General features: G+C 71.6%; 25 protein-coding genes. 7 read left to right on the top strand and 18 right to left on the bottom strand.

The genetic code is table 11. The features are described 5' to 3' along the window. Positions 1–459: 459 nt before the first annotated feature. A complete protein-coding gene (locus tag BV453_RS03630) occupies positions 460–1314 on the bottom strand; it encodes an alpha/beta fold hydrolase (protein ID WP_126894475.1) in 855 nt (284 codons plus the stop codon). A 9-nt stretch (positions 1315–1323) separates the two neighbouring features. Beyond that, positions 1324–2082 (bottom strand): copper homeostasis protein CutC, encoded by a 759-nt coding sequence (locus BV453_RS03635; RefSeq protein ID WP_249520906.1) that lies wholly within the window; start codon positions 2080–2082, stop codon positions 1324–1326. Between the two features lie 71 nt (positions 2083–2153). Here BV453_RS03635 and BV453_RS03640 point away from each other — a divergent pair, with 71 nt between their 5' ends. Genes BV453_RS03640 through BV453_RS03650 form a run of 3 tightly spaced genes read left to right on the top strand, consistent with a single transcriptional unit; the run spans position 2154 to position 4276 of the window. After that, entirely contained in the window at positions 2154–2594 is a 441-nt protein-coding gene (locus BV453_RS03640; protein ID WP_025105433.1) for a MarR family winged helix-turn-helix transcriptional regulator, read from the top strand. A gap of 5 nt (positions 2595–2599) precedes the next feature. Beyond that, on the top strand, positions 2600–3931 hold the full coding sequence (locus BV453_RS03645; RefSeq protein WP_025105432.1) for an MFS transporter: 1332 nt from the start codon (positions 2600–2602) through the stop codon (positions 3929–3931). 60 nt (positions 3932–3991) lie between these two features. Next, positions 3992–4276 carry a hypothetical protein gene (locus BV453_RS03650; RefSeq protein ID WP_025105431.1) on the top strand — a complete coding sequence of 95 codons (285 nt, stop codon included), beginning with the start codon at positions 3992–3994 and terminating at the stop codon, positions 4274–4276. A gap of 90 nt (positions 4277–4366) precedes the next feature. Here the strand turns inward: BV453_RS03650 and rocD are convergent, their stop codons facing one another. From rocD to BV453_RS03685, 7 genes are all read right to left on the bottom strand, one after another. Next, positions 4367–5671: an ornithine--oxo-acid transaminase gene (gene rocD / locus BV453_RS03655; protein ID WP_374209023.1), complete on the bottom strand. Its 1305-nt coding sequence runs from the start codon at positions 5669–5671 to the stop codon at positions 4367–4369. A gap of 2 nt (positions 5672–5673) precedes the next feature. After that, positions 5674–6552 carry a dimethylargininase gene (ddaH, locus tag BV453_RS03660; RefSeq protein ID WP_025105429.1) on the bottom strand — a complete coding sequence of 293 codons (879 nt, stop codon included), beginning with the start codon at positions 6550–6552 and terminating at the stop codon, positions 5674–5676. Positions 6553–6715: 163 nt separating this feature from the next. Then, on the bottom strand, positions 6716–7714 hold the full coding sequence (locus tag BV453_RS03665) for an NAD(P)-dependent alcohol dehydrogenase (RefSeq protein ID WP_249520908.1): 999 nt from the start codon (positions 7712–7714) through the stop codon (positions 6716–6718). Further along, a complete protein-coding gene (locus BV453_RS03670; protein ID WP_060922632.1) occupies positions 7711–7941 on the bottom strand; it encodes a helix-turn-helix transcriptional regulator in 231 nt (76 codons plus the stop codon). The genes BV453_RS03665 and BV453_RS03670 overlap by 4 nt, the downstream gene beginning before the upstream one ends. Next, positions 7941–8375: a hypothetical protein gene (locus BV453_RS03675; protein ID WP_060922631.1), complete on the bottom strand. Its 435-nt coding sequence runs from the start codon at positions 8373–8375 to the stop codon at positions 7941–7943. Before BV453_RS03675 ends, BV453_RS03670 begins: the two co-directional genes overlap by 1 nt. 533 nt (positions 8376–8908) lie before the next feature. Continuing rightward, positions 8909–12583, bottom strand: a complete 3675-nt coding sequence (locus BV453_RS03680; RefSeq protein WP_249520909.1) for a bifunctional proline dehydrogenase/L-glutamate gamma-semialdehyde dehydrogenase — start codon at positions 12581–12583, stop codon at positions 8909–8911. Between the two features lie 64 nt (positions 12584–12647). Continuing rightward, the gene (locus BV453_RS03685; RefSeq protein ID WP_249520910.1) at positions 12648–13208 is read right to left on the bottom strand and encodes an acyl-CoA thioesterase; all 561 of its coding nucleotides are present in this window, start codon (positions 13206–13208) and stop codon (positions 12648–12650) included. Positions 13209–13338: 130 nt separating this feature from the next. Here BV453_RS03685 and BV453_RS03690 point away from each other — a divergent pair, with 130 nt between their 5' ends. Next, positions 13339–13848, top strand: coding sequence for a GNAT family N-acetyltransferase (locus BV453_RS03690; protein ID WP_025105423.1), 510 nt, complete (start codon positions 13339–13341; stop codon positions 13846–13848). Positions 13849–13900: 52 nt separating this feature from the next. Here BV453_RS03690 and BV453_RS03695 read toward each other — a convergent pair whose 3' ends face one another. Genes BV453_RS03695 through BV453_RS03715 form a run of 5 tightly spaced genes read right to left on the bottom strand, consistent with a single transcriptional unit; the run spans position 13901 to position 18941 of the window. Then, the gene (locus BV453_RS03695) at positions 13901–15052 is read right to left on the bottom strand and encodes an acetyl-CoA C-acetyltransferase (RefSeq protein WP_249520911.1); all 1152 of its coding nucleotides are present in this window, start codon (positions 15050–15052) and stop codon (positions 13901–13903) included. 13 nt (positions 15053–15065) lie between these two features. After that, the gene (locus BV453_RS03700; protein WP_062636986.1) at positions 15066–15539 is read right to left on the bottom strand and encodes an ASCH domain-containing protein; all 474 of its coding nucleotides are present in this window, start codon (positions 15537–15539) and stop codon (positions 15066–15068) included. Positions 15540–15542: 3 nt separating this feature from the next. Then, positions 15543–17189, bottom strand: a complete 1647-nt coding sequence (locus BV453_RS03705) for a cytochrome b/b6 domain-containing protein (protein ID WP_249520912.1) — start codon at positions 17187–17189, stop codon at positions 15543–15545. Positions 17190–17191: 2 nt separating this feature from the next. Beyond that, complete coding sequence (locus BV453_RS03710) at positions 17192–18163, bottom strand: electron transfer flavoprotein subunit alpha/FixB family protein (protein ID WP_249520913.1); 972 nt, start codon at positions 18161–18163, stop codon at positions 17192–17194. Position 18164: 1 nt separating this feature from the next. Beyond that, on the bottom strand, positions 18165–18941 hold the full coding sequence (locus BV453_RS03715) for an electron transfer flavoprotein subunit beta/FixA family protein (RefSeq protein WP_085605484.1): 777 nt from the start codon (positions 18939–18941) through the stop codon (positions 18165–18167). Positions 18942–19116: 175 nt separating this feature from the next. On the opposite strand from BV453_RS03715, the gene BV453_RS03720 reads away from it, so the two are divergent. Genes BV453_RS03720 through BV453_RS03730 form a run of 3 tightly spaced genes read left to right on the top strand, consistent with a single transcriptional unit; the run spans position 19117 to position 20563 of the window. Beyond that, positions 19117–19653 carry a MarR family winged helix-turn-helix transcriptional regulator gene (locus BV453_RS03720; protein ID WP_085605486.1) on the top strand — a complete coding sequence of 179 codons (537 nt, stop codon included), beginning with the start codon at positions 19117–19119 and terminating at the stop codon, positions 19651–19653. Further along, positions 19653–20123, top strand: coding sequence for an SRPBCC family protein (locus BV453_RS03725; protein ID WP_126894130.1), 471 nt, complete (start codon positions 19653–19655; stop codon positions 20121–20123). Before BV453_RS03720 ends, BV453_RS03725 begins: the two co-directional genes overlap by 1 nt. Then, the gene (locus BV453_RS03730; RefSeq protein WP_025105416.1) at positions 20120–20563 is read left to right on the top strand and encodes a YdeI/OmpD-associated family protein; all 444 of its coding nucleotides are present in this window, start codon (positions 20120–20122) and stop codon (positions 20561–20563) included. Before BV453_RS03725 ends, BV453_RS03730 begins: the two co-directional genes overlap by 4 nt. 14 nt (positions 20564–20577) lie before the next feature. Here BV453_RS03730 and BV453_RS03735 read toward each other — a convergent pair whose 3' ends face one another. The 4 genes from BV453_RS03735 to BV453_RS03750 form a co-directional block, all read right to left on the bottom strand. Further along, the gene (locus tag BV453_RS03735) at positions 20578–21354 is read right to left on the bottom strand and encodes an enoyl-CoA hydratase (RefSeq protein WP_085605491.1); all 777 of its coding nucleotides are present in this window, start codon (positions 21352–21354) and stop codon (positions 20578–20580) included. Positions 21355–21455: 101 nt separating this feature from the next. Continuing rightward, positions 21456–22334: a 3-hydroxyisobutyrate dehydrogenase gene (gene mmsB, locus BV453_RS03740; RefSeq protein ID WP_025105414.1), complete on the bottom strand. Its 879-nt coding sequence runs from the start codon at positions 22332–22334 to the stop codon at positions 21456–21458. Continuing rightward, a complete protein-coding gene (locus BV453_RS03745) occupies positions 22331–23512 on the bottom strand; it encodes an acyl-CoA dehydrogenase family protein (RefSeq protein ID WP_025105413.1) in 1182 nt (393 codons plus the stop codon). Before BV453_RS03745 ends, mmsB begins: the two co-directional genes overlap by 4 nt. Before the next feature lie 9 nt (positions 23513–23521). Next, positions 23522–25021: a CoA-acylating methylmalonate-semialdehyde dehydrogenase gene (locus tag BV453_RS03750; protein ID WP_249520914.1), complete on the bottom strand. Its 1500-nt coding sequence runs from the start codon at positions 25019–25021 to the stop codon at positions 23522–23524. Between the last annotated feature and the right edge of the window lie 275 nt (positions 25022–25296).

Raw genomic sequence — 25296 nt, forward strand, 5'->3', positions numbered from 1 at the left:
CCCCAGACACGCCCGCCACACACCTCTCTCGGGATCGAAACCGCCCCCGCCATCCCCTCCTCCAGCCCGCTTCTGATCCCGCCACCGCGGCCCTCAGCCCGTTTGCGATCCCGCCACCGCGCGGCCCTCGGCCACGCGTACGCTCCGAACTCACCACCACCGCCCCGATCAGCGGCGCGGCCACCAACCCACCCGCTCACCGCGCGTGTTCGAGAACGCTCTTTCGCAGCCCGCCCCAGGCCCGAAAGTGATCCCGCGGGATGGCCGGAGGCGCGAAAGTGATCCCGACACGTCGCCGCGGACGCTGCCTCGTCGACGCGCGCCGAGGCCCCACACTCGTCGCGAGCGCAAGAACGCGCCTCTGGCACATGTTCCGGGCACCAAAGTGATCCCGCGTGGCGGACGGAAGGGGCGAAAGTGATCCCGGACCGGAACGGGCCGGCCGGGGCGGCGGGGGGGTCAGCGGGCGGGGATGTGGGCGTCGAGCCACGCGAGGACGTCGGCGCGTACCTCGTCCTGCTGGAGCTCCTGGAAGATCTCGTGCCGGGCGTCGGGGTAGACGAGGGTCGTGACGTCGGTGAGCCCGGAGCGCCGGCGGTACGCGTCGGCGAGCTTGTGCACGCTGCGGGGACCGCCGACCGGATCGTCACGGCCGACGAGGAGCAGCACCGGAATGTCGCGCGCGAGGTGCTTCGCCGGACGTCCGTACAGCCGCGCCGCGTCGAGCAGGCCGAAGAGCTTGAGCAGCGGCACTCCCGTCGTGAGCGGATCCTCCTCGAAGGCCTTCCACACCGCGGGGTCCCGGCTCAGCCACTCGTATCCGGTCGCGTCGTCGGCGGCCCACGCGGCGTTCAGCGGCGCCGGGTTCAGGGAGCGGGGCGTGCGCAGCGCCGAGCCGGACAGGATGACCGCATCGAAGGCCTCCGCGTGCTCGTTCACCAGCATCTGCGCGAGGAACGACCCCCACGAGTGTCCGAGGAGCACGAGCGGGAGGTCGGGGTTCTCGTCGCGGATGATGCCGGTCAGCTGCCAGACCGCGTCCTTGGCCGCCCGGAGACCCCCGGGACCGAGCCGTCCGAGCTGGGCGGGGTCGCCGTGCTGACGCATACCGGTGCGCCCGTGCCCGCGGTGGTCGTCGGCGTAGACGGTGAACCCGGCTCCGGTGAGCGCGGCGATCAGCGCCGGGTACCGTCCCGCGTGCTCGCCCACCCCGTGCAGGAGCTGGACGACGCCGCGGGGCGTCCCCTCCGCCGGGTGGACGTCGTAGACGATGGCGATGCCGTGGCTGTCGGTGTACTCGCGGGTCTCGGTCATGATCCTGCCTTACCGGTCGGTCTCCGCGAGCGCCTCGCGGATGGCGTCGCGGATGGCGAAGGCGATGTCGCGATCCGTCACCTCGTAGCCGCCGACCCCGTCGGAGGCGGAGCCCATGCGCACGCCGCCGTCCTCGGTCACGGCCCGCTTCGCGGAGAAGTGGAGGGCGTCCACCCCGGCCCGGGCGAGCACCGGAGCGCTCGCGACCTCGACGCCGCTGCCGGCCATCACCTCGATCTGCCCCTCGGCGGCGGCGACGAGCGCGCGCAGGGTGTCGATGCCGTCGATCGCGGCGGACGCCCCTCCGGAGGTGAGCACGCGCCGGAGCCCGAGCTCCCTCGCGGCCCGCAGGGTCGCCACCGGGTCGGCGGTCACGTCGATCGCGCGGTGCAGGGTCGCCGGAGCTCCCCCGGCCGCATCCCGCAGCCGGGCCATGGCGTCGCGATCCAGTCGCCCCTCGCCGTCGAGCGCGCCGATGACCACTCCCGCGGCCCCCGCCGCGACCGCGTGCCGCACGTCGCGTTCGGCGACGGCCAGCTCGTCGGCGCTGTAGTGGAAGCCGCCGGCACGCGGACGGATGAGGACGTGCACCTCGGGGCCGTCCGCCCCCGCGGCTTCGAGCGCGAGCTCCAGAGTGGCCGGCGACGGGGTGAGCCCACCCAGCGCGAGGGCTGTGGCGAGCTCGACGCGAGCGGCGCCGACCTCGGCGGCGATGCGCACTCCGGCGGGATCCTGGACGGCGATTTCGAGAGCGATCGTTCGGGTCACCCCTCCATTGTGCCCGCTGACCTCGGCTCGCCCGGCCCCCGGGGCAGAAATATTAGATAGACTAACTAAGTATGTCTGCGTCCGATGATTCCCTGCACCTCACCGCCACAGACCTCCGCATGGCCACGTTCCGGCTCGCCCGCCGGCTCCGCTGCGCCCGTGCCGCCGACATGATGAGCGACACCCAGCTCGCCGTCCTCGCCGACCTCCGCATGAACGGTCGGCGCACGATCTCCACCCTCGCCGAGCGCGAGCGCGTGACCGCCCCCTCGATGACGAGCATCGTGAACGGCCTGGAGGAGCAGGGCTATGTCGCCCGCACCCCTGACGAGGACGACCGCCGCCGCGTGCAGGTGGACATCACCCCCGCCGGGGTCGAGATCGTCGTCGAGACCATCCGCCGCCGCGACGTGCTGCTGGCCGACATGCTCCGCGAGGTCGACTACACCGAGGAGGAGCTGGCGACGCTGCGAGAAGCGAGCGCCCTGATGCGGAGGGCGGTGGAGCGATGAACGCCATGTTCCGTTCCTTCGCGAACATCAACTACCGGATCTGGTTCGCCGGAGCCCTCGTGTCGAACGTCGGCGGGTGGATGCAGGCCACCGCGCAGGACTGGGTCGTGCTGACCGAGCTCACCGACAACGACGCGACCGCGATGGGCGTCACCATGGCGCTGCAGTTCGGCCCTCCCCTGGTGCTCGTGAGCCTGACCGGCTGGGTCGCGGATCGCTTCGACCGGCGGAAGATCCTCCTGACCACGCAGACCGCACTCCTCGCCCTCGCGATCGCCGTGGGCTCCCTGCTGCTCGCCGGGGTGATGACCCTGCCGATGATGCTCACCTTCGCCCTCGGATTCGGCATCGTCAACGCCTTCGACGCCCCCGCGCGGCAGGCCTTCGTGTCGGACATGGTGTCCGCCACGGAGACCTCCAACGCCGTGGCGCTCAACTCCGCCTCCTTCAACCTCGCCCGCATGATCGGCCCCGCGGTCGGCGGTCTGCTCATCGTCGCGATCGGCTCCGGTTGGGTGTTCATCGTCAACGCCGCGACGTTCCTCGCCATGATCGTCGCGCTGCTGCTCATGCGCACGCACCTGCTCGCACCGCGGCCCAAGAACCGCAACCGCGGCGGCCTCGCCGAGGGATTTCGGTACGTCTGGGCGCGCAGCGACCTCAAGGTCGTGTTCGTGACGGTGTTCCTCATCGGCGCGTTCGGCATGAACTTCCCGATCTTCGCCTCGACCATGGCGCTGGAGTTCGGAGCCGGCGCCGACGGGTACGGGGTGCTGAGCTCGGTGCTCGCGATCGGGTCCCTGATCGGCGCCCTCCTCGCCGCGCGTCGGGACCGGGCGAGGGTGCGCGTGGTGATCCTCGCGGCGGGCGGCTTCGGGATCGCGGCCTTCGTCTCGGCCGCGATGCCCACCTACCTCTCCTATGCGGTCACGCTCACGTTCACCGGCTTCATGATCGTGACGCTGCTGACCACGGCCAACGGCTACGTGCAGATCACGACGGATCCGGCACTGCGCGGCCGCGTGCTCGCCCTCTACATGGCGGTCATCATGGGGTCGACTCCGGTCGGGGCGCCGATCGCCGGTTGGGTCGCCGACGCGTTCGGCCCTCGTGCCGCCATCATGCTCGGCGGGACCGCCGGTTTCATCGCGTGCGCGATCGGGGTGACCTGGGTGCTCACGTCCGGGCGTCTGCGCCGTGAGGAGAGCAGCCGCTTCCGCCTGACGCTCGACGAGACCCGGCCGCTGCGGGTCGTGCAGGCGGTCGAGCCGGTCGACTACACGGAGAAGGCGGCGGCGACCACGCCCATCCGGCTGCCGCGCCGCGACGGCGAGTGAGCTGTGAAGGCGTTTGTCAACGCCTTCCTCATCGCGGCCCGACGGTCGTAGCGTCGGGTCATGGACGAGAACATGAGCACCCCGCACCCGCAGGATCCGGCCGAAGGCGCTCCCGGCGTCGACGTCCCTGACGAGAACTCCGGCCAGGGCGACGGCACCGGCGGCGCGATCCAGGGCGACAGCTCTCGCGGCGAGTCGACCGGCGGCGCCATCCAGGGCAGTTCCGGCCCGGGCCACGACGCGCCGCTGGGCGGCGACGAGAACACCGAGGACGAGCTCGCGGCCGACAACGCCGCCGAGGAGGACACCCTCCGCACGCTCGACCCGGACTCCCCGCCGGCCTGAGCCGTCGACCCACCCCTTTCGAGACGAGCCACCCCCTTGCGAACGTTCGCAAGGGGGTGGCTCGTGCAGAAGGGGGTGGGTCGGCCGCGGTCAGGCGTCGAGTACCACCTTGAGCTGCTCGACGGCCCAGTCGAGCTCGGTCGCCCGGATGACGAGCGGCGGGGCGATGCGGATGGTCTGCCCGTGCGTGTCCTTCACGAGCACACCCCGGTCGAGCAGCTTCTCCGCGATCTCGCGGCCGGTGCCGATGGCGGGGTCGATGTCGACGCCCGCCCACAGCCCGGCGATGCGCACTTCCGTGACGCCGTGGCCGATCAGCGGCTGCAGCGCCTGCTCGAGGTGCGCGCCGAGCGCCCGCGCACGCTCCTGGAACTCGCCCGTCTGCAGCATCTCCACCACGCGGAGACCGACGGCCGCCGCGAGCGGGTTGCCGCCGAACGTGGAGCCGTGCTCACCGGGGCGGATGACACCCAGCACATCCGTGTTCCCCACCACGGCCGAGACCGGCAGGATGCCGCCGCCGAGCGCCTTGCCCAGCAGGTACAGGTCCGGCACCACGCCCTCGCGGTCGCACGCGAACGTCTCGCCGACACGTCCGAGGCCGGCCTGGATCTCGTCGGCGATGAACAGCACGTTCTTCTCGTCGCAGATCTCGCGGATGCGGCGCAGATACCCCTCCGGCGGGATCACGACACCGGCCTCGCCCTGGATCGGCTCCACGAGCACGCCCGCCGTGTCCTCCGTGATGGCCGCGGCGATCGCCTCCGCGTCACCGAACGGCACACGGTCGAAGCCCGGCGTGTAGGGACCGAAGTCGTCGTGCGCGGTCTCGTCGTCGCTGAAGCTCACGATCGTCGTCGTGCGACCGTGGAAGTTGCCCTTCGCCACGACGATCCGCGCCTTCCCCTCCGGGATGCCCTTCACGCGGTAGCCCCAGGCCCGGGCGACCTTGATGCCGGTCTCCACCGCCTCGGCGCCCGTGTTCATCGGCAGCACGAGCTCCTTGCCGCAGAGCTCGGCGAGCGCCGCGGCGAAGGGCTCCAGCATGTCGCTCTGGAACGCCCGGCTGACGAGCGTGACCCGACCGAGCTGCTCGGTCAGGGCCGCGACGAGAGCGGGGTGCCGGTGCCCGAAGTTGACCGCGGAGTACGCCGCGAGCAGGTCGAGGTACCGCTTGCCCTCGACATCGGTGACCCACGCCCCCTCGCCGCGCGCGATCATCACCGGCAGCGGGTGGTAGTTGTGCGCGACGTGCGGCTCCGCGACCGCGCTGGATCCCTGAGCCTGTCGAAGGGTCGAAGCGTCCGTTCCCTGGTTCGCTGCGTCCGCCCCCTGGGTCGCTGAGCTCGTTCTCTGGGTCGCTGACCTCGTCGAAGCGTCCGCCGTCTGCTCGATCGTCACTTCGCACCCCGCAGCTCGAGCGTGCAGCACTTGATGCCGCCGCCGCCGAGGAGGAGCTCGGAGAGGTCGACGGTGATCGGGTTGTAGCCGCGCTCGCGGAGCTGCTGCTCGAAGCCCTTCGCCCGCGGCGAGATGATGACGTTGTAGCCGTCGCTCGAGGAGTTCAGGCCGAACACCGCGCCGTCCTCGTCCGACACGAGGATCGCGTCCGGGAAGCGCCTCTCCAGCTCGGCACGGCTGGCGTCGTCGAAGGCCCCGGGGAGGTAGGCGATGTTCGCCCGCTCGGGGCCGCCGTTCTCCACGCCCTGCACGGGGTCGAGCACCGCGATCGCGGTGTCCAGGTGGTAGAAGCGCGGGTCGGTGAGGTTGAGCGACACGACCTCGCGACCGAAGACCTCGCCGACCTCGCGGTGGCTGTCACCGGTGGAGCGGAAGCCCGTGCCGGCGAGGATCACATCGCCGACGAGCAGGAAGTCGCCCTCGCCCTCGTTGACCTCCTTCGGCATCACCGTGTCATAGCCGGCGGCACGGAACCAGTCGGCGAAGGCCGGGGCCTCCCCCTGCCGCTCGACGAACCGGAACTCCGGCACATAGGCGCGCCCGTCGATGAGGAAGCCGCCGTTGGCCGTGTAGACCATGTCCGGGTAGCCGGGGAGCGGCTCGATGAGCTCGACCTCGTGGCCGAGCTCGACGTACAGGTCATAGAGCTTCTGCCACTGGGCGACCGCGTTGGCGGTGTCGGTCGGCCGCGACGGCTCCATCCACGGATTGATGGAGTAGTTCACCGTGAAGTGCTCGGGACGGCACATCAGGTAGTGGCGGCGGTGCGCGGTGCGCGTGGGGGCGGTGGTGACGGCGGTCTCCGGCGTCGACATGGATGCTCCTCGTGTGAACGGGCGCGGCGGACGCTGTCCAGGGGCCCGGCGGTCCTTCGACCCCCTGCTCGGACGAGGCGGAGGGGAAGATGCGACTCGGGCACGCCGGTGACCATTGTGCCACCGGACCCTGGGCGCCACCAGCATCCGTCCCGTGTCGCCCTCAGCCCTCGCGCTGCGTCACCACGACCTTGCCGACCGTGTGCCCGGCCTCGACGTGCGCGAGCGCGGACACCGCCTCGTCGAACGGATACGTGCGCTCGATCACCGGAACCAGATGCCCCTCCTCCACGAGCTCGAGCAGCTTCGTGAGGACCTCGGGGCGCGAGGTCGCCGTGAGCGACACCACCCGGGGTCCGCGGAGCGAGAGCACGGCGGCGCGGATCATCCGCGGCACCGGGCCGAACACGCGTCCGCCGTCGCCGGTCACGAGCACCACGCGGCCACCCGGGCGGACGAGGCGCTGCAGCTCGCGGATCGGCACACCTCCCGCGATGTCGATGACGGCGTCGAACCGGGAGGAGGGCAGATGCGTGAGCGGAGACGTGCGGTGGTCGAGCGTGCGCACGGCTCCGAGGCGTTCCAGCAGGAGGGCGTTGCGCGCGCCGCACGTCGCCCAGACCTCGGCCCCGCGGAGCGCCGCGAGCTGCACGGCGAAGGTCCCCACGCCGCCGGACGCTCCGATCACGAGGACCCGCTGCGCACGGTGGCGCAACCCCACCCCGGCGGCGTCGAGCGCCTGCCACGCGGTGCCTCCGGCGATCGGCAGGCACGCAGCCGCCTCGGGTGTCACGTCGGGCGGGACGGGCACGACGCGGTCAGCCGCGATGCGGGCGTGGGAGGCGAGGCCGCCGCCGCCCTGCAGCTCCCCGACGACGAGTTCGCCGAGCTCGGCGTTCACCACGTCCGCGCCGACCGCCACGACGGTGCCGGCGACGTCGAGCCCGCGCACCGGGTTCTTGGGGCGGGTGAGCCCGAAGAACGGCCGGACCAGCAGCGGGTCGCCGAGGAGCAGCCGCACGTCGCCGGCGTTGAGGGCGGTGGCCTGCACGCGCAGCACGACCTCGCCCCGATGCGGCTGGGGGACGGGCTGCCGGGTCCGTGCTGTCCCGGCGGCCGGGCCGTACGCCTCGCGAGTCCAGGCGGGCATCGTCTCGGTCATGCGGCACCTCCGGGGTCGGTCGGATACGCGAACAGGTCGTCGATCCCGACGCCGAAGGCCCGCGCGATCTGGAACGCGAGCTCCAGCGTCGGCGAGTACTTCTGCTGTTCGATCGCGATGAGGGTCTGCCTGGTGACCCCGATCGTGCGGGCGAGCTCGGCCTGCGTGAGTCCGGCGCGCTCGCGATGGGCGCGGATGGTGTTGGAGACGAGGGTGGGCTTGACCATCAGCGGAGCCCTCGGCGGTAGGCGATGGCCCGGGCGACACCGCCGACGACGGCCGCCACGAGGAACCCGGCGAACATGGTGTTCGCGATCCAGAACACGTCGGCGCCGAGACCGCAGAGGACGATGACCCCGAGGCCGGCGATGGTGACGAAGGCCTGCTCCACGCGGGCTCCCATCCGGCCGATGTCCCGGTCGCGGATGTCGGAGCGGCCGACGCCGTCCGGATCGGACATCCCGGCGATGATCCCCCAGAGGACGCTGAGCACGATCGTCCCGACGATGCCCCCGCCGATCGTCCACAGCATCAGCGGGAACCAGTCCGTGGCGGTGAGCGGTCCGCCGCCGGCCTGCTGTAGCAGCAGCACGACGTAGACGACCGCGACGATCGGGCTGACGATGAGCCCGGCCCAGACGTTGCGCTCCTCGTAGACCATGCGAATCTCCTCGTGTCAAAAATTCTTGACACGAGACTACGTCCGCCCATCCCCCATGTCAAGAATCTTTTACACCGCAGGCGGGATCGAGAACGCACCCGCAATGTGGAGGGGCAGACCGCCAGGAGACGGGATCAAAATCACCCTTCCACAGACCTGCGTCAGCTCTCTTTTGCACCCGCACCGAAACCGGCGCGGCACCCCTCGGCACGGGCGGGATCAGGATCGCACCCCCGGAAGCCCGGAGCGGCACGTTTTTGCCCCGCACCCGAAAGGGGCGCGGAACCCTGGCGACGGGATCACAAACGGACCCCTGGGGGTTCCAAACCGGGTACCCATTCGCACCCGCACCCGAGACGGGCGCGGCATCCTCGGCTGGCCGGGATCAGAAACACACCCCGGGCGGCCCCACGGGGGGCCTTTTCGCCCCCACACCCGAGATGGGCGCGGCACCGCGGCGGGCCGGGATCAGAAACGGACCCCTGACGGACCGGAGCGGCACGTTATCGCCCCCGCACCGAAACGGCCGGGGGTCAGATGACGGAGGCACTCCAGGGGTCGGGGTTTCCGTAGCGGTGGGCGGTGATCGAGACGGACTGCTCGTGCACGAACGGGAGGAGCTCGATGCGGGCCGCCGCCGTCACCTCCGCGTCGTACACAGCGAGGTCCGGGTCACCGCCGGTGGCCACCGCCAGCGCGGAGCGCAGCGCCGCCACCGACTCCCGTCCGCCCACGAGCCGCACGCGCCCATGCCGCGGAAGCACCGGAACACCCGCATCTCCCGCGGCCCCGGACTCCTCGGCCACCTGCATCCGCTGGAGCCACTCGACCTCCGTCTCCAGGAACACCACGGCGTCGAGGTCACCCAGAGCATGCCGCACGCCCGCCGGAAGCCCGACCGGAGTGGACACGACGAAGCCCGCCCCCGCGCGCACTCCCGCGATCACGACCCGCAGCAGGTCGTGCAGGGCGGCGTCCTCGGTGGCGCGGATCTCCACGGGTACGGGCCGATACCGGAAGAGGTTGCGCTCGATCTCCAGCCGCGAGACGTCCCGCACCCGGCCGAACTCCCGGTCCCAGGCCAACGCGTCCGACAGAGCGGATCGCCGAAGCCACTCGAACGACTCGAACGGGAGGGAGGGCTGCGCCGCCTCGATGAGCCCCGTGATCCGGGAGTCGAGCCCCCGCAGATGGAGGGTGCTCGACGCCGGGGCCCCGTGCTGGGCGCGCCACGACCCGAGTCCGATGAGGTGGTTCGGCCCGCCCGGCTTGGCACCGGCGCCGACGGAGGAGCGCTTCCACCCGCCGAACGGCTGCCGCTGCACGATCGCCCCGGTGGTGCCGCGGTTGACGTAGAGGTTCCCGGCCTGCACACGGTCGAGCCAGAAGGAGAGGTCGTCCGGGTCCTGTGTGTGCAGACCCGCGGTGAGACCGTAGGCGACGGCGTTCTGCAGGTCGACGGCCTTGGCGAGGGTCGGCGCGTGCATGACCCCGAGGACCGGTCCGAAGAACTCCTCGGTGTGGAAGCGGGAGCCGGACTGCACGCCGACCCGCACGCCCGGGCGCCACAGCCGGCCGCTGCCGTCGTCGGCGGAGTCGAGGGCGGGTTCGATGAGCCACCGCTCGTCGCCCTCCAGCTCGGAGAGGGCCCAGGCGAGCTTCCCCTCGGGCTTCTCGATGACCGGGCCCACCTCGGCGAGCGGATCCGAGGGCCACCCGACACGCAGCGAGCGGACAGCGTCGGAGAGCTGACGGGCGAAACGCTGCGAGCGCCCCACCGGCCCGACGAGGATCGCGAGGGACGCCGCGGAGCACTTCTGCCCCGCATGACCGAACGCGCTCTTCACGAGGTCGGCCACGGCGAGGTCGAGATCGGCCGAGGGCGTGATGATCATGGCGTTCTTGCCGCTGGTCTCCGCGAGCAGGGGCAGGTCGGGACGCCAGGAGCGAAACAGCGCCGCGGTCTCCCACGACCCGGTGAGGATCACCCGGTCCACCGCCTCGTCCGTGATGAGGGCACGCCCGAGGTCGCCTTCCTCGATGTCGACGAGAGCGAGAGCCTCACGGGGCACGCCACCGTCCCACAGGGCCTCCACGAGCACCGCCGCACACCGCCGCGCCTGCGGGGCGAGCTTCAGGACCACGCCGGAGCCTGCGGCGAGCGCCGCCAGCACGCCACCCGCGGGGATCGCGAGGGGGAAGTTCCACGGCGGCGCGACGACGGTCACGCGGGCGGGGACGAACACGGCGCCGGAGATCGCGTCGAGCTCACGGCAGGTCGCGGCGTAGTACCGGGCGAAGTCGACGGCCTCGCTCACCTCGACATCGGCTTCGGCGAAGACCTTGCCCGTCTCCACCGCCGCGACCTCGATCAGCTCCGCACGCCGGGACTCGAGCGCCGCCGCTGCGCGCAGCAGCACCTCGGCCCGTTCGGCTGCAGGACGCGCACCCCAGGCCGCCGCCGCACCCTGCACACCGCGCACGATGCGGCCGAGGTCGTCGGCGTCGTCGACGCGGGCCGCGTCCAGGACCTCCGTCCCGACCGTCGAGTCCGCGAGCCGTGCGCGGATCCCCGCCGCCCACTCGCGGTTGGCGGGGAGCGCGAGATCCGTATCGGCCGTGTTCGCGAAGCCCGGGGCGCCCCCGGTGTCCTCCCCACGCTCGCGCGCCGCGTACACGGCGGTCTCGAGGTAGGCGCCGGTGTCGGCGTCGTCCGAGCCGCGCACGATGCCGAGCACGGCCTTGGTGAGATCGGCCTCCGCGACCGGGCTGACCGGCGCCGGCCGCACGGACTCGTGCACCGGCGCGAGGCGGTCCTGCGTGCGCCGCGGCCCGAGGGCGAGGGCGGGGTCGGCCGCCCGGTCGAGCGCGTCGAGGAAGCGGTCGGCCTCTCGGGCGAAGAGCGTCTCATCGTCGTGCAGATGGAACGCCGCGGAGAGGAAGTTCTCGGACGACGCGTTCTCCTCCAGCCGCCGCACGAGGTAGCTGATGGCCACGTCGAACTCGGCGGGCGCCACGACCGGCACGTACAGCAGCACCGGACCGACTTCGCGGGACACCGCCTGCACCTGCCCCTGAGCCATGCCGAGCAGCATCTCGAACTCGACCGCGTCGCGGACGCCCCGCTCCCCGGCCCGCAGCCACGCGTGGGCGATGCCGAAGAGGTTGTGGCCGGCCACGCCGATCCGCACGGCCGACGTGTGCTCGGGCCGCAGCGCCCAGTCGAGGCAGCGCAGGTAGTTGGCGTCGGTGTCGAGCTTGGTGTCGTAGGGCGCGGGCGTCCACCCGTGCAGCGTCGCCTCGACGTGCTCCATCGCGAGGTTCGCGCCCTTCACGAGGCGCACCTTGATGCGGGCTCCCCCGTGGATCACGCGGTCCTGCGCCCAGGCGGTGAGCTCCTGGAGGGCCGGGAGCGCGTCAGGGAGGTAGGCCTGCAGCACGATCCCGGCCTCGAGACCGGTGAGCCGCGGATCCTCCAGGATCCGTGTGAAGACGGCGATCGTGAGGTCGAGGTCGCGATACTCCTCCATGTCGAGGTTGATGAAGGTGCCGTCCGCTGCCGCCGTCACGTACAGCGGGAGCAGCCGCTCCACGACCCGGTCGACGACCTCGTCGAAGCCCCACATCGAGATGCGGCTGACGATGGCGGAGACCTTGACCGACACGTAGTCGACGTCCGGACGCCGGATGAGCTCATGGATGCCGTCGAGCCGCCGCTGCGCCTCCGCCTCGCCCAGCACCGCCTCCCCGAGGAGGTTGAGGTTCAGGCGCGAGCCCGACTCCCGCAGCTTCTCGATCGCGGGTCCGAGCTTCGCGGGCCGCGCGTCCACCACGAGGTGCCCCACCATCTCGCGCAGCGCCCGCCGCGCGAGGGGGACGACCGGGGTCGGCAGCACCGGGGCGACGCCGGCGCCGAGCCGCACGGCGGAGCGCAGGTACCACGGCAGGAACTCCGGCACGATGGGCGCGATCCGGCGCAGCTGGGCGGCCGCGGCGGTCAGGCTCTCCGGCCGCATCACGCCGTCCACGAAACCGAGGGTGAACGGCAGACCGTTGGCGTCGCGCAGGACTCCGGCGAGGCGTTCCGCGGCGGGGTCGACGTCGGCTGCGGCCGCCTCGATCACCCAGCGGCGCGCGAGTTCGACGGCCTGATCGGCGAGGGATGCGGATGCCCCCGCCTCCGCGGAGGATGACGACGACTCTGCCATGTGACCACCCTAGGTCTCCGGTCGCGGAATCCCGGGGTACCCTACCGTGCGGGCCGGAGTCGGGTCAGTTCCAGATGCTGGGGGCGGGGGTGCATACGGGCGGCAGGGCGGACGCGGCCGCCCAGTCGTGCACCCACGCGTCGATCTCGGGAACCCCGTCGGGCTTGCCCACCGCGGCGAAGAGTTCCTCATTGCTGACCGTGCCGCCGGAGCGTCGCAGCACGCGGGCCCGCACGATGGCTCGGGCGTAGACCTCGCCGCCGACCACGGCGCGATGCTCCAGGAACAGGGCCTTCTCGTCGTGCCCGATGAACCGGGACTGCACCTCGAACCGCTGCCAGAGCTGGAGCGACTTGCGGAAGGTGATCGTCTCGCTCGACACGACCGCGTACCAGCCCTGCTCCTTCATCACGTCGAACAGTCCCGTGCGGATGAGGTGGTCCCAGCGCCCGAGGTCGAACAGCGACAGGTACCGGCCGTTGTTCATGTGGCGGAGGATGTCGAGGTCGGTCGGCAGGGTGGTCACCGTCACGGTGCCGACGGCGGTGGGGTCGAGGGTCTTCCCCTGACGCACGCGGCGACGCGCACCGAGGATCACGAGGAGGGTCCGCCAGATCACGTTCACGAGGACTGATCGTAGCCATCCGCGCACGACGGTCGAACTTCGTTGTCCGATTCCTCCATGCCGTCGGAGTGCCTCTCGGGGGCCGTCGTCCCGATTTCCGATTTCCACGGACCCGCCGTAGAGTCACCGCATGAGCGCCGAAGCCCAGCCCGAAGTCATCGTCCGTCCGGTCCGTGATGTGGATGCGGAAGCCCTCGGTCGCGTGCATGCGCAGTGCTGGCACGAGACCTACGATCACCTCATCAGCAAGGCGGCTCTGGAGAAGGTCTCCCCCCGCCGGATGGCCGAGCTCTGGACGCACTGGGCGGCGCAGGGCCCCGACTTCAAGATGAACGCGGCGCTCGTCGACGGCGAGATCGTCGGCTTCGTCGGCTCGGGTCCGGCCCGCGACAAGGACGCCCCGGCGTTCCGCGAGCTGTACTTCATCTACCTGCTCGACGCGTACCACTCGACCGGCATCGGGCAGAAGCTGTTCGATGCGGCCGTCGAGAAGGACGAGCCGCTCTACCTCTGGGTCGCCGAGGACAACCCCCGCGCGCACCGCTTCTACACGCGCAACGGATTCCACCTCGACGGCGCCGCGCACACCGAGCCGTTCCTCGGCGAGACGCTCACCGAGGTCCGCTTCGTGCGCCCCTGACCCTCGTCTTCACCGAAAGGGCCGCCCCGCGGGGCGGCCCTTTCGTCTGCGCTCAGAGGCGTTCGATGATCGTGACGTTCGCGACGCCGCCGCCCTCGCACATCGTCTGCAGGCCGTACCGGCCGCCGGTGCGCTCCAGCTCGTTGAGCAGGGTCGCGAGGATGCGGGTGCCGGTCGCGCCGATCGGGTGGCCCAGCGCGATGCCGCCGCCGTTGACGTTGACCTTCTCGTGCGGCGCACCGGTCTCGCGCATCCAGGCGAGCACGACCGAGGCGAACGCCTCGTTGACCTCGAACAGGTCGATGTCCTCGATCCGGAGCCGGGTGCGCTCCAGCGCGTGCCGGGTCGCCGGGATCGGCGCGGTGAGCATGAGCACGGGGTCGTCGCCGCGGACGGAGACGTGGTGGATGCGGACCCGCGGGGTGAGGCCGTGCTCCTGCACCGCCCGCGCACTGGCGATGAGCACGGCACTCGATGCATCGCTGATCTGCGACGCGACCGCGGCGGTGATCCGTCCCCCGGGCGCGAGCGGCGGCAGTCCGGCCATGCGTTCCAGAGTGGTGTCCCGGCGCACGCCCTCGTCGTGATCGAGCCCGGCGAGCGGCGCGATCTCCGCCGCGAACCGCCCCTCGTCCTGGGCCACGGCCGCCCGGCGGTGACTCTCCAGCGCGTACCGCTCCATCTCCTCCCGCGAGATGTCCCACCGCTCGGCGATGAGCTCCGCGCCCCGGAACTGCGAGATCTCCTGGTCGCCGTAGCGCTCCTGCCATCCGGGCGACTCGGCGTACGGCGTCGTGAAGCCGTACTCCCGGCCGACGGTCGCGGCGGCCGTGAGCGGGATCCGCGACATGTTCTGCAGCCCGCCGGCGATCACGAGGTCACTGGTGCCGCTGAGCACCGCCTGCGCGGCGAAGTGCACGGCCTGTTGACTGGATCCGCACTGGCGGTCGATCGTCACGCCGGGCACGTGCTCCGGGAAGCCGGCGACGAGCAGCGCGGTGCGCGCGACGTTCCCGGCCTGCCCGCCGATCGCATCGATGGCTCCGAGGATCACGTCGTCCACGGCGCCGGGGTCGATGCCGGTCCGGTCGACGAGGGACCGCAGACTGTGCGCGCCGAGGTCGGCGGGGTGGATCTCCGCGAGAGCGCCGCCACGGCGTCCGACCGGCGAACGGACCGCGTCGACGATGTAGGCCTCTGCCATGATCTCCCTCTCCTCAGTCCTCCGTGCCGGCCGGCAGGAGCAGCCGGAAGCGTTCGCACAGCACCGGCATGTCGGGTTCATAGCCGCGCGGGTTCTCGGAGTGGGTGCGCCAGTAGCGCTCGTGCACCTCGCGCCAGTGCGCGAGCGTGCGATCCCCCTCCCCCTCGGCGAAGGCGTGCGCCTCGTCGACCTCGTCGAAAGGCACGATGTCGATCGCCGTGGTCTCGATCACGGCGCGCGGGGCGCCGGTTCCGTCGAGGATGATGCTGAGTTCGCCGACGGTCGGCAGCGGATCCCCCGTCTCCTCGTAGTCCCAGACGGAGGACGCGGTGCCCACCTTGATGCCGCGGAGCACGAGCTCCAGGAGCTCGTCGGCGTGCTCCGGCGTCGCACCGAAACCCCACGCCTCGGGAAGGGCCTCGGGCAGGTGCGGCAGCGCGATGCGGGCCTCGCGCCAGTACTCCTCGATGGCGGTGCGGTCGGTCATGGATCAGCGCCCCGAGACCTTGCCGAACACCTTTGCGATCGGCGCGAGCACGAGCGGCCGCGCCGCGACCCACGCGATCGCGATCACGACGAGCGAGGCGATGAACACCCAGAACCCCGTCCACGTCGCGGCATCCTGCGCGGCGAACATGTGGTTGAGGTTGCGCAGGAAGCCGGTCAGCATCACGAGCGCGACGTGCGCGATGATGAACGCCACGAAGTAGAGCATCACCGGGAAGTGCAGGGCGCGCGCCCATTCCACCGGATACGCCTTCGACAGGCGCTCCGCCTTCTTGGGCCAGAGCCCCGACATGCGGAACCCGGTGACGGCGGCGAGCGGTGCCGCGAGGAAGACGGTGACGAAGTAGGCGAGCTGCTGCAGGCTGTTGTAGTTGTTCCAGCCGTTCTCGTGCGGCCAGTCGAACGAGATGTACTGCAGCGCCGCCGACAGCGCATTCGGGAAGACCTCCCAGCTCGTCGGCACGATCCGCACCCAGTGCCCCGTGGCGAACAGCAGCACCACGAAGATCACACCGTTCAGCAGCCACAGGATGTCGAGCGCCTGATGGAACCAGAGGTTCAGGCTGATCTTGCCCTTCGGGTTGTTCCGCGGCGTCCAGAACACGCTCGGACGCTTCTCCGTGCGCACCTGCAGCCCCGAGCGGATGATCAGCACGATCAGGAACATGTTGAAGAAGTGCGCCCAGTTGACCCACGGCGCGAAGCCGGGCTCGACCGGGATCGGCGGCTCGTACTCGCCCGGGAAGGCGGCCAGGAAGTCCTGCATGAAGGGGAGGCTCAGCAGCGTGCGGACGAGGGCCACGGCCGCGGCCGCGAGCACACCGAGGGCGGCGGCGCCGAACAGCGCTGCGATCGCCTGGGTCCAGGTCGGACGCCGGCGTGCGGTCGGGGTGGTCGAGGCGGCGGCCGGAAGGTGTCGGGGGGCACGACCGTTCCAGACCGTGCGGGTCCAGGGCAGCGGCGTGCTGATGTCGGCGGTCGGGGCGAGCGCGGTGCCGGGGATGGCGGGCTCCGCCGTCGCGGGTGCCGCGGCCGGAGCCGGAGTCTCCGCGATCGCGGGGGCGTCCGCCGCTACGGCTGAGGAGGTGTCGGCGGTCGCCCGCGCAGGCACGGTCCCTGCGGGCGGCCAGGGCTCGCCGCCCGGGACACGGGGCAGTCCCCGACGGACGCTCTCGCCTCCGGCGGGCGTCGCGGCGGCGGACGTCGCGGCGGCAACGGGCGCGGCGGCAGCCAGCTCGGCAACGGGCGCGGCGGCAGCCGGCTCGGCAGCGGGAGCGTCGGGCGCCGTGACCGCGGCACGTGACGTCTCGGCCGGCACCGCGGCGACGGCCGACACCGCCGGCGCGGCCTCGGCCGGCGGCCACGGCTCGCCGCCCGGGACGCGCGGGAGGCCGCGACGGAGAATCGGGCGCGGGGCGGCGTCCTCCGGCAGAGAGGGGGTCGCGACAGCGGCCTCGACCTCGGCGGCCCCGCGCTCGACGCGCTCCGCCGGCGCCGACACCGGAGCCTCGACGGCCGCCACCTCGGCCACCTCGACCGCATCGACGGTCTCGACCGTCACCTCGGCGGGCGGCCACGGCTCGCCGCCCGGTACCCGCGGAAGCCCGCGGCGCAGCACCCGCGTCGCCATGGCTACTTCTTCCGCGCCTCGAGCGCGGCGATCACCTGCGGCACGATCGTGAACACATCGCCGACGATGCCGAAGTCGGCGACGTCGAAAATCGGCGCCTCCGGGTCCTTGTTGATCGCCACGATGTTCTTCGACGTCTGCATGCCGGCGCGGTGCTGGATCGCGCCGGAGATCCCGAGCGCGACGTAGAGCTGCGGCGACACCGAGACCCCGGTCTGCCCGACCTGGTGGGACTGCGGGATGTAGCCCGCGTCGACGGCGGCGCGCGAGGCGCCGACCGCGGCCCCGAGGGCATCGGCGAGCTCCTCGACGAGCACGAACTTCTCCTTCGAGGCGAGACCCCGGCCGCCCGACACCACGCGGGTCGCTCCGCGTAGCTCGGGCCGGGACGAGGTGGCCTCGACCGTCTCGACGGGGCCCGCCGTCGCGGCGACCGCTCCGGACGGAGTGACCGCGAGCTGCTCGACCTGCGGGGAGGCGACCGCCTCGGCCCTGGCTTCCACCGCACCCTGGCGCAGCGTGACGACGAGCGTGCCGTACGTCGCGGCGGCGTCGACGAGGTACGCCCCGCCATAGACCGAGTGGTGGGCGACGATGCCCTCGTCGTCGCGGGAGACCCCGACCGCGTCCACGGCGAGCGCGCTCTTCGTCCGCACCGCGAACCGGCCGGCGACATCGCGTCCGGAGATCGAGTTCGAGATGAGGACGGCCGCGGGATGCACCTGCGCGGCGGCGGCCTGCAGCGCGTCGACGATCGGGACCGTCAGCGCGGACGGGTCGCCGTCGGCCGTGAGCACGACCGCGGCTCCGGCCTCCGCGGCCGTGGCGACCGCCGCCTCGGAACCGCCGACGATCACCGCGACCGGTGTGCCGATGCCTGCCGCCGCGCCGAGGAGTCCGGCGGTGCTGCTGGTGAGTGCACCGGACGGGTCGACGTCGAGGAGCACGAGGATCGGGTTCTCGGGGTACGCCATGTCACACCAGCCTGTTCTGCACGAGGAACTCGACGAGCTTCTCGGCGGCATCGCCCTCGTCGGTGATCTTGACGCCGGCGGCCCGCGGGGGCTTCTCCGAGACCGCGGTCATGATGGTGCGCGGCGCCGCCGCCGGGTCGGCCGACACGTCGAGGTCGGCGAGGGACAGCACCTCCAGCGGCTTCTTCTTCGCCGCCATGATGCCCTTGAAGTTCGGGAACCGGGCGTCCGCGAGCGCCTCGGTGATGGAGATCACGGCGGGCAGCGGCGCGGTCACCTGCTGGTTGCCCGCATCGGCACCCCGGGTACCGGAGACGCCCTCGGCGGTGATCTCGACTGCGGTGAGGGCGGTGGCCTGCGCCCAGCCGAGGTGTTCGGCGAGCATGGCGGGGAGGACGCCGCCGGCGCCGTCGGTGGACAGGTTGCCGGTGATGACGAGGTCGGGGGCGCCGCGGCGGATCGCGGCGGCGAGCACCTCGGCAGTGAGACCCAGGTCGGCGCCGACGAGCTGCTCGTCGACGATGTGGATCGCGGAGGCGGCACCGATCGCGAGGGCCCGGCGCACGGATGCCGTCGCACTCTCGGGCGCCATCGTGAGGGCCACGACCTCGGTGCCCTCGTTCTTGTCGGCGTGGGCCAGGGCGACCTCGAGGGCCCGCTCCGTGATCTCGTCGAGGACCACATCCCCGGCCCCGCGTTCGGCGAGTCCGGTCTCGAGATTCAACGTGCGATCGCCATAGGTGTCCGGTACCTCTTTGACCAGGACGAAGATCTTCATCGAATGCTCCTCACGACACGCTGAGTCTATCCGCACGCTCTTCTATGTAGCCAAAGGCGGAGGGATCCGCAGGTGGCACCCCCGATTTCGGCCGCCAATGTATACATAGTCGACAGTCGGGCCCCGCGGCTCGCCGCTGACAGCCGGGGGCGGACTCCCCCGGTACCGTAGAGACGTGGTCCGACCCCGCCCGCTTCCCGTCGACCCGCTCGCCGAGGCGAAGCGGCAGTGGATCGCGCACGGCTGGACCGAGGCCGCGGACGGCATGACGGTGGTCACCTCGGTGATGCGCGCCCAGCAGCTCCTCCTGGCCCGCGTCGACGCGGCCCTCAAGCCCTTCGCGCTGAGCTTCGCCCGCTACGAGGTGCTGCGGCTGCTCGCCTTCAGCCGCGCCGGACGCCTGCCGTTGTCGAGTGTCGTCGCGCGCCTGCAGGTCCACGCCACCACCATCACGAGCACCGCCGAGCGGCTCATGCGCGACGGCCTCGTCGTCCGCGAACCGCACCCGCACGACGGACGCGCGGCGATGCTCGCCCTCACCGACGACGGCCGCGATCTCGTCGAGCGCGCCACGACCGCCCTCAACGCCGACGTCTTCGCCGACCCCGGCATGAGCGAGGCCGACGCCGCCGAGCTCGTCGCCATCGTCGCCCGTCTGCGTCGTGACGCCGGCGACTTCATCGACCCGCGCCCCCTCCCCGAACCGCTCTGATGCCCCGGTTCGTGCTCGAGACCGTGATCGCGGCACCGCGCCCTGTCGTGTTCGCCGCAGCACTGGACCCGGAGCTGCATCTGCAGTCGATGGCGCGCTACGACGAGACGATGATCGAGGAGCCCGCAGGCGGCGCGTTCAGCGAGGGGTCCACGGTCACCTGGCGCGCGCGGCACTTCGGCATCCCGTTCCGCCTGCGCTCCGTGGTGTTCGACATCGACGCGCCGCATCGGTTCACCGACCGTCAGATCGACGGACCGTTCCGCGACCTCCGGCACGAGCACGTGTTCGAGGAGCATCCGCGCGGCACCCTCATGCGCGACACGATCGTGTTCCGGTCGCCCTTCGGGCTCCTCGGCCGCGTCGTCGACGCCCTCGTGCTCGGCCGCTACATGGAGCGCCTGATCGCCGAACGCAACACCGCTCTGGTCGCCGCGATCGAGGATGGCGGGCGTACTCTTCCTGCATGAGCGAACTGCGCGTGCACACCGTCCTCACCGGTCGCGGCCCCGCCGCGGCGATCCTCCTCACCGATGAGCAGGTGGCGTCCTTCGGGGCCGGCAAGGCCTTCCCGGTCGCGGTCACGATCGGCGGGCGCACCGCGCGCCTGCGCCTGGCCCGCATGGGCGGCGAGAACATGATCGGGCTCAGCAAGGCCGCCCGCGCGGACCTCGGTGTCGAGATCGATCAGGAGGTCGACGCCGTCATCCGGCTCGACACCGCGGAGCGGGTGGTCGAGGTGCCGCCAGCACTGGCCGCCGCCCTCGACGCCGATCCGGCCGTGCGCGCGGCGTTCGACGCCCTCTCCCCGTCGGCGCGCAAGGAGCACGCCAGGGCGGTCGCCGAGGCCAAGCAGGAGGCGACGCGCGAGCGCCGGATCGCGAAGATCGTGGAGTCCCTGCGCGGCTGACCCGTGCCCCGCGGTCAGCGGTTCTGGAAGTCCGGCGTGCGCTTCTCGCGGAAGGCCGCCATCCCCTCCTTCTGGTCGTGCGTGTCGAACAGCGCCGCGAACGCCTGCTTCTCGTGGGCGAGGCCCTCGGACAGCGTCGTCTCCATGGCGGCATCGAGCGCGGCCTTGGCGGCGTAGACCGACGGCAGCGACTTCGACGCGATCGTCTCGGCCAGCGTCGTCGCCTCGGTGAGGAGATCCGCCGCGGGGACGACACGGGACACGAGTCCGGAGCGCTCGGCCTCCTCTGCCCCCATGAAGCGGCCGGACAGCACGAGCTCCGCCGCCTTGTAGTACCCCACCGCGCGGATGAGCCGCTGGGTGCCGCCCATGCCGGGGATCACTCCGAGGTTGATCTCGGGCTGTCCGAACTTCGCGGTGTCCGCGGCGAGGATGATGTCGCACATCATCGCCAACTCGCAGCCGCCGCCGAGCGCGAACCCGGAGACCGCCGCGATGACCGGGGTGCGCACGGCCGCGAAGTCGTGCCAGACGCCGAAGTGGTCGGTCTCGAGCATCTCCGCCGCGGACATGCCCTCCATCTCCTTGATGTCGGCGCCGGCCGCGAAGGCCTTCTCGGAGCCGGTCACGACGATGGCCCCGACGCCGTCATCCGCATCGAAGGCCTGCGCGGCCGCGGTGACCTCCTCGGCGAGCCGGCTGTTCAGCGCGTTGAGCGCCTCCGGTCGGTGGAGGGTGATCCAGCCCACCCGTCCGCGCTGCTCCACCAGGATCGTCTCGTACTCGGTCATCGCTCCCGCCTTCCTGTCGTCATCCACCCTCCCCTTCGAATCGCCCGATTTGCTGCATTTCGGCCGGATTTGCGACCATTCAGGCGATTCGAAAGCGGGAGTCAGCCGCGGATCTCCGTGATGATGCCGGAGAAGTCACGGGCGGCGCCGTCGCCGGCGGCGTAGGCGGCGTACAGCTCCTGCGCCAGACGACCCATCCGCGCGTCCGTCGAGGTCTGCTCGATGGCCTGCAGCGCGAGACCGAGGTCCTTCGCCATGAGGGCGCCCGCGAACCCCGGCTGGTAGTCCCGGTTCGCGGGGCTGGTGGGCACCGGACCGGGCACGGGGCAGTTCGTGGTGAGCGCCCAGCACTGCCCCGACGCCTGGGACACCACGTCGAACAGGGCCTGATGCTCGAGCCCCAACCGCTCGCCCAGCACGAACGCCTCGGCGACGGCGATCTGCGACACCGCGAGCACCATGTTGTTGCAGACCTTCGCCGCCTGTCCGAGTCCCGGTCCGCCGCAGTGCACGATGCGCTTCCCCATGATCTCCAGCAGCGGCAGCGCCGCCGCGAAGTCGTCGTCGGAGCCCCCGACCATGAACGCCAGGGTCCCGGCCTCCGCCCCGACCACACCTCCGGATACCGGAGCATCGATGTGCCGGTGGCCCGCGGCGAGCGCGAGCGCATGGGCGGCCCGCGCCTCGTCCACCGCGATGGTCGACGACTCGATGAACAGCGTCCCGGGGCGCGCGGCCGCCAGCAGCTCCGTGCGGTAGGCCTCGATGACGTGCTTCCCCGCCGGGAACATCGTCACCACGACCTCCGCGTCCGCCACCGCCTCCGCGCCGCTCGCCGCCACGGGGATCCCGGCCGCTCGAGCCGCCTCGATGGCCGCGGGCACGAGGTCGAAGCCGTGCACCTCGTGTCCGGCGGCGACGAGGTTCTTCGCCATCGGCAGCCCCATGTGCCCGAGCCCGAGGAAGGCGACGCGGGTCATGATGCGCTCCGCATCGACGTCGACCCCGCGGGTCGCAGCATCTCCCGGCCGACGATCAGGCGCATGATCTCGTTTGTCCCCTCGAGGATCTGGTGCACGCGGAGGTCGCGGACGATCTTCTCGATGCCGTAGTCCTGCAGGTAGCCGTAGCCGCCGTGCAGCTGGAGGGCGCGGTTGGCCACCTCGAAGCCGGCGTCGGTCGCGAAGCGCTTGGCCATCGCGCAGCGCATCGTCGCGTCCGGCGCCTTCTCGTCCACCGCCTGCGCGCCGTCGCGCACCATTAGCCGCGCGGCCTGCAGGTCGGTGCGCATGTCGGCGATCGCGAAGAGGATCGACTGCTTCTCCGCCAGCGGCTCCCCGAACGCGACGCGCTCGTGCACGTACTGCACGGCCTTGTCGAGCGCGGCCTGCGCGCCACCGAGAGAGCACGCCGCGATGTTGAGGCGGCCACCGTTGAGCGCCGACATCGCGATCGCGAAACCGCGTCCTTCGTCGCCGAGCATCGCGGACGCCGGCACCCGCACGCCGTCCATGATCACGGGCCGGGTGGGCTGCGCGTGCCACCCCATCTTCTTCTCCGGAGCACCGAAGCTCAGGTTCTCCGCGTCGCCGGGGACCAGGAAGGCGCTGATCCCGCGGGCTCCCGGCTCGCCGGTCCGCGCCATGACGACGTACACCGCGGCCTCACCGGCTCCGGAGATGAACTGCTTCACCCCGGTCAGCACGTACTCGTCGCCCTCGCGGACGGCGCTGGTCGCGATGTTCGCCGCGTCGGATCCGGCCCCCGGCTCGGTGAGGCAGTAGCCGCCGAACTCCTGCATGGCGGTCAGCGACGGCAGCCAGCGCGACCGCTGCTCGTCGTCGCCGTAGGTGTCGATCATCCACACCACCATGTTGTGGATGGAGATGTAGGCGGCCACCGCGGGGTCGGCCTTGGCGAGCTCCTCGAAGATCGCGACGGTGTCGACGCGGGTGAGGCCCGTGCCGCCGAACTCCTCGCTCACGTAGATCCCGCCGAGGCCGAGCTCGCCGCCGCGCTGCAGCGACTCCCGCGGGAACAGGTGCTTCTCGTCGCGTTCCGCGGCGAACGGGGCGAGCTCCGCATCGGCGAACTCTCGCACGGCGTCGAGGATCGCCTCGCGCTCGTCATCGGTGGTGGTGACGGTGGTCATGGTCATCGCGTGTCCTTAGTGCATCGTGGGGATGACGAAGCTGGCGCCCTCGCGTATCCCCGACGGCCAGCGGCTCGTCACCGTCTTGGTCTTCGTGTAGAAGCGGAAGGCGTCGGCGCCGTGCTGGTTGAGGTCGCCGAAACCGCTGCGCTTCCAGCCGCCGAACGTGTAGTAGGCGATCGGCACCGGGATGGGCACGTTCACGCCCACCATCCCGACCTCCACGCGTGCGGCGAAGTCGCGGGCGGCGTCACCGTCGCGCGTGAAGATGGCGACGCCGTTGCCGTACTCGTGCTCGGAGGCCATGCGCAGCGCCTCTTCGTAGTCGGCGGCGCGGGCGATCACGAGCACCGGGCCGAAGATCTCCTCGCGGTAGATCGCCATGTCGGTCGTCACGTGATCGAACAGGGTCGGTCCGAGGTAGAAGCCCTTCTCGTGCCCGTCGACCGTGAAGCCGCGGCCGTCGGCGAGTAGCGTCGCGCCCTCGTCGATCCCCTGCTGGATGTAGCCCTCCACCCGCTCGACGGCTGCCCGCGTGACCAGGGGTCCGTAGTCGACGTCCGCCGCGAGGGAAGGGCCGACCCGCAGCTGAGCGACGCGTTCGGCGAGCTTGGCGGCGAGGGCGTCCGCGGTCTCCTCGCCGACCGGCACGGCGACCGAGATGGCCATGCACCGCTCCCCTGCGGAGCCGTAGCCGGCGCCGATGAGCGCGTCGACGGCCTGGTCGAGGTCGGCGTCCGGCATCACGATCATGTGGTTCTTCGCGCCGCCGAAGCACTGCGCGCGCTTGCCGTGGGCGGCCGCGGTGGCGTAGATGTACTCGGCGATGGGCGTGGAGCCGACGAAACCGACCGCGCGGATCCGGTCGTCGGTGAGCAGCGTGTCCACCGCCTCCTTGTCGCCGTGCACCACGTTGAGGACGCCGGCCGGCAACCCCGCTTCGAGGAAGAGCTCGGCGAGGCGCACCGGCACCGAGGGGTCGCGCTCGCTGGGCTTGAGCACCACGGCGTTGCCGGCGGCGAGCGCGGGCCCGGCCTTCCACAGGGGGATCATGGCGGGGAAGTTGAAGGGCGTGATCGCCGCGACGACCCCGAGCGGCTGCCGCATCGAGTACACGTCGATGCCCGCCCCGGCACCGGTGGTGTACTCGCCCTTGAGCAGGTGCGGGGCTCCGGCGGAGAACTCGATGACCTCGAGCCCGCGCTGGATGTCGCCCTTGGCGTCGTCGACGGTCTTGCCGTGCTCGCTCGCCAGGAGTTCGGCGAGCGAGGTCATCTCCTGCTGCACGAGGTCGAGGAACCGCAGGAGGACGCGGGCGCGCTTCTGCGGGTTGGTCGCCGCCCACGCGGCCTGTGCCTGCTCCGCGTTCCCGATGACGCGGCGCACCTCCTCCGCGGACGCGAGCGGCACCCGGGCCTGCACGGCTCCGGTGCTCGGGTCGAAGACGTCGGCGAAGCGGCCGTCTTCCGGGGTGACATGCGTTCCGCCCACGAAGTGCGGGATAGTACGGGTCATTGTGCGACATCCCTCCGTGCCGTCTTTGGCACATCGGCGAGTTTACTCCGACGACCGAGAAAATACGAGGACGTCCTTGCATCTCTCGTCGCCGTGCGTTCGGATGCCGCCGCCGGCCGTTCTCCGGCCGTTCACCCGCCGGACATCCGGGCCGATTACAACTGCAGATGCACGGCACAGACTCAGACCGGATCGGGTAGTCGCGTCTCCCGTGCACACGGTGAGCACTCTCGCTCCCGAGACCCCCGCCGAATCGGGTCGGCGGGGGTCTTCTC

The sequence above is a fragment of the Microbacterium sp. ER1 genome, assembly GCF_023383675.1.
Taxonomy (GTDB): Bacteria; Actinomycetota; Actinomycetes; order Actinomycetales; family Microbacteriaceae; genus Microbacterium.

Excerpts from the sequence above, each read along its gene's own strand:
- BV453_RS03630 (WP_126894475.1), bottom strand. The coding sequence starts at position 1,314 with ATGACCGAGACCCGCGAGTACACCGACAGCCACGGCATCGCCATCGTC.
- BV453_RS03690 (WP_025105423.1), top strand. The coding sequence starts at position 13,339 with ATGAGCGCCGAAGCCCAGCCCGAAGTCATCGTCCGTCCGGTCCGTGAT.
- BV453_RS03650 (WP_025105431.1), top strand. The coding sequence starts at position 3,992 with ATGGACGAGAACATGAGCACCCCGCACCCGCAGGATCCGGCCGAAGGC.
- mmsB (WP_025105414.1), bottom strand. The coding sequence starts at position 22,334 with ATGACCCGCGTCGCCTTCCTCGGGCTCGGGCACATGGGGCTGCCGATG.
- BV453_RS03735 (WP_085605491.1), bottom strand. The coding sequence starts at position 21,354 with ATGACCGAGTACGAGACGATCCTGGTGGAGCAGCGCGGACGGGTGGGC.
- BV453_RS03710 (WP_249520913.1), bottom strand. The coding sequence starts at position 18,163 with ATGGCGTACCCCGAGAACCCGATCCTCGTGCTCCTCGACGTCGACCCG.
- BV453_RS03640 (WP_025105433.1), top strand. The coding sequence starts at position 2,154 with ATGTCTGCGTCCGATGATTCCCTGCACCTCACCGCCACAGACCTCCGC.
- BV453_RS03725 (WP_126894130.1), top strand. The coding sequence starts at position 19,653 with ATGCCCCGGTTCGTGCTCGAGACCGTGATCGCGGCACCGCGCCCTGTC.
- BV453_RS03700 (WP_062636986.1), bottom strand. The coding sequence starts at position 15,539 with ATGACCGACCGCACCGCCATCGAGGAGTACTGGCGCGAGGCCCGCATC.
- BV453_RS03715 (WP_085605484.1), bottom strand. The coding sequence starts at position 18,941 with ATGAAGATCTTCGTCCTGGTCAAAGAGGTACCGGACACCTATGGCGAT.
- BV453_RS03730 (WP_025105416.1), top strand. The coding sequence starts at position 20,120 with ATGAGCGAACTGCGCGTGCACACCGTCCTCACCGGTCGCGGCCCCGCC.
- BV453_RS03670 (WP_060922632.1), bottom strand. The coding sequence starts at position 7,941 with ATGGTCAAGCCCACCCTCGTCTCCAACACCATCCGCGCCCATCGCGAG.
- BV453_RS03680 (WP_249520909.1), bottom strand. The coding sequence starts at position 12,583 with ATGGCAGAGTCGTCGTCATCCTCCGCGGAGGCGGGGGCATCCGCATCC.
- BV453_RS03745 (WP_025105413.1), bottom strand. The coding sequence starts at position 23,512 with ATGACCATGACCACCGTCACCACCACCGATGACGAGCGCGAGGCGATC.
- ddaH (WP_025105429.1), bottom strand. The coding sequence starts at position 6,552 with ATGTCGACGCCGGAGACCGCCGTCACCACCGCCCCCACGCGCACCGCG.
- BV453_RS03705 (WP_249520912.1), bottom strand. The coding sequence starts at position 17,189 with ATGGCGACGCGGGTGCTGCGCCGCGGGCTTCCGCGGGTACCGGGCGGC.
- BV453_RS03675 (WP_060922631.1), bottom strand. The coding sequence starts at position 8,375 with ATGGTCTACGAGGAGCGCAACGTCTGGGCCGGGCTCATCGTCAGCCCG.
- BV453_RS03665 (WP_249520908.1), bottom strand. The coding sequence starts at position 7,714 with ATGACCGAGACGATGCCCGCCTGGACTCGCGAGGCGTACGGCCCGGCC.
- BV453_RS03645 (WP_025105432.1), top strand. The coding sequence starts at position 2,600 with ATGTTCCGTTCCTTCGCGAACATCAACTACCGGATCTGGTTCGCCGGA.
- BV453_RS03750 (WP_249520914.1), bottom strand. The coding sequence starts at position 25,021 with ATGACCCGTACTATCCCGCACTTCGTGGGCGGAACGCATGTCACCCCG.
- BV453_RS03695 (WP_249520911.1), bottom strand. The coding sequence starts at position 15,052 with ATGGCAGAGGCCTACATCGTCGACGCGGTCCGTTCGCCGGTCGGACGC.